The following is a 2,625-nucleotide window of genomic DNA, read 5'->3' as shown; positions in this document are numbered from 1 at the left end:
CCGGGTGCGTGCACCCGAGCTGGCCCCAGGACCCCGGCGCCGAATCCAGTCCCCACGCGCAAGTTGTTTCCTCCACGTGACGATTCCCACGGGGCTCCGGGCCGATTCGCCCTTAGGCTCGTGGACGTGCCACAGCTGCCCGAGGAACTGACGCTGCCCGAGTCGATGGTGCCGGACATCCCGCCCAATCCGCCCGTGACGCCGAAGGACGCGGCCACCGTCGCCCTTGTGCGCGAGCGCGACGCCGGCATGGAGGTGTTCCTGATGCGTCGGGTCACCGGCATGGCGTTCGCCGGCGGCATGACCGTGTTCCCCGGCGGCGGCGTCGACCGTCGCGACGCGGACACCTCGGTCGCCTGGGTCGGGCCCGAGCCGGCGTGGTGGGGCCGCAAGTTCAGCTGCGACCCGACCATGGCCCGGGCCCTGGTGTGCGCGGCCGTGCGGGAGACCTTCGAGGAGTCCGGCGTGCTGCTGGCCGGCAAGGACGACGTGTCCGTGGTCGCCGACGCCGCCCAGTACGCCGAGGTGCGGCACGCGCTGGTCAACCGCGAGGTGTCGCTGGCCCAGTTCCTGGCCGACGCCGGCCTCGTGCTGCGGGCCGACCTGCTGCGACCGTGGGCCAACTGGGTCACGCCGGCGGAGGAGCCGCGACGCTACGACACCCGCTTCTTTCTGGCCGTCCTGCCCGAGGGCCAGCACGCCGACGGCGCCACCACCGAGGCCGACCAGGCCGGCTGGCAACGGCCGCAGGAGGCCATCGACGACTGGAAGGCCGGCCGGGTCGGGTTGCTGCCGCCGACCTGGATGACCCTGGCCGAGCTGCGCGACGCCGGCACCGTGGCGGCGGCCATGGCGATGGAGCGGCAGACCACCGACAAGATCATTCCCAAGGTGATCCGGCGCGGCAACAAGCTGCACGCCGTGTTGCCCGGCGACCCCGAGTACGACCGCGCGCCGCTGCACCTGGACCCCGGCCCCGACGACGAGGTGGCCGGCCGGTGAGCGAGCTTGCGAGCGAGCCATTCAACGCAGTGCGTCCGCGAATGCGGACACCGAGCGCTAGCGAGGTGTTGCAGTGAGCGACCGTCCGGCCGTCGGCGCGCGGGCCGAGCACCCCGCCTACGGCCTGTTGCGCTGCGTCACGCCCACGGCCGCCGTGCTGCTGGCCGACAACCCCTCCGCGATGACCCTCGACGGCACCAACACCTGGGTCCTGCGCGCCCCCGACTCCGAGGCATGCGTTGTCGTCGACCCCGGGCCCGACGATGAGCGGCACCTGGCCCTCGTCGCCGCGCACGGGCCCGTCAGCACCGTGCTGCTCACCCACGGCCACCCCGACCACTCCGCCGGCGCCCGCCGCTTCGCCGAGATGGTCGGCGCCCCCGTGCACGCCCTGGACCCGGCCATGCGCCTCGGCTCCGAGGGCCTCTCCGACGGCGACGTCATCGCCCAGGCCGGCCTGGAGATCCGGGTGCTCGTCACCCCCGGCCACACCGACGACTCCCTCTGCTTCTGGCTCGAACACGACGCCCCGCCGGCCGTGCTGACCGGCGACACCGTTCTCGGCCGCGGCACCACCGTCACCGACGATCTCGGGCCGTACCTCGACTCCCTGCGCCGCCTCGCCGAGCTCCCGCCCGGCACCGTCGTCCTGCCCGGCCACGGCCCCGATCTCCCCGACGCCGGCACCGCCGCCCGCGGCTACCTGGCCCACCGCGAGCAGCGCCTCAACCAGGTCCGCGCCGCCCTGGCCCACCTCGGCCCCGATGCCACCGCCCGTCAGGTCGTCGAGGTCGTCTACGCCGACGTCGACCGCTCCCTCTGGCCCGCCGCGGAGTGGTCCGTCCGCACCCAGCTGAAGTACCTGCGGTCGATCTAGCTCTGCGGTCGGATCGGCACCACCAGGTACTGGAGGCGGCCGTCGGAGGTGAGCATGGTGCCGCGGCGGCCGGGTTGGACGGCGAGGGTGACCTGCTGCCCGGCGAAGGCCTTGAGGGCGTCGGAGAGGTAGCGGAGCTGGTAGGCGGGGGTGGGGCGGCCGCCGGTGGTGCTGGCCTTGACGAGCTCCTCAGCCTCGCCGACCTGCTGGCCGCCGCCGTGGACGCGGATCTCGCCGTCGCCGAGGGAGAGCTGGACGATCTGGGGGCCCTCGCTGAACAGGCCGACGCGGCGGACGGCGCCGGCCAGGGCGTCGGCGTAGACCGTGGCGGTGGCGTCGACGGCGGTGGGCAGGATCTTGCGCTCGTCGGGCAGCGTGGAGGCGAGCAGCGAGGTGATGATGGCGGAGTCGTTCCAGACCAGGCCGGCGCGGTCCGCGTCGACGTGGAGGGCGACCCGCTCGGCGGAGGCGGCCTGCTTGGCCGCCTCGACGAGCAGGGAAGCCGGCACCATGGCGTCCACTTCGGACTCACCGGTCCACGGCAAAGTGGCGATGGCCAAGCGATAGCGGTCGGTGGCGACCATCGACAGCGGACCGCCGGGACCGCCGCGAAGGCGCACGCCGGTGAGCATGGGCAGGGCGTCGTCCCGAGAGGCGACGGAGGCGACGACGGACAGCAGGCGGGCGAACTCAGGGCCGTCGACCTCGCCGACGCGGGCCGGCGGCTCGGCGACGCCGGGGTGCAG

3 protein-coding genes are annotated in these 2,625 nt (G+C 74.1%); 2 read left to right on the top strand and 1 reads right to left on the bottom strand.

Going from position 1 to position 2,625, the window contains the following annotated elements:
- The first annotated feature begins 147 nt into the window (after positions 1-147).
- Both KUTG_RS24970 and KUTG_RS24965 read left to right on the top strand, forming a co-directional pair.
- Entirely contained in the window at positions 148-1,002 is an 855-nt protein-coding gene (locus tag KUTG_RS24970) for an NUDIX hydrolase (RefSeq protein ID WP_369794653.1), read from the top strand.
- A 73-nt stretch (positions 1,003-1,075) separates the two neighbouring features.
- On the top strand, positions 1,076-1,879 hold the full coding sequence (locus KUTG_RS24965; protein WP_052395385.1) for an MBL fold metallo-hydrolase: 804 nt from the start codon (positions 1,076-1,078) through the stop codon (positions 1,877-1,879).
- Here KUTG_RS24965 and KUTG_RS24960 read toward each other — a convergent pair.
- Positions 1,876-2,625 (bottom strand): DNA polymerase III subunit beta (locus KUTG_RS24960; RefSeq protein WP_052395384.1); only part of this gene is annotated, 750 nt, incomplete at its 5' end. The genes KUTG_RS24965 and KUTG_RS24960 overlap by 4 nt on opposite strands.

Source organism: Kutzneria sp. 744 (assembly GCF_000568255.1).
Lineage (GTDB): Bacteria > Actinomycetota > Actinomycetes > Mycobacteriales > Pseudonocardiaceae > Kutzneria.
This window is presented reverse-complemented; position numbering and strand designations above follow the sequence as displayed.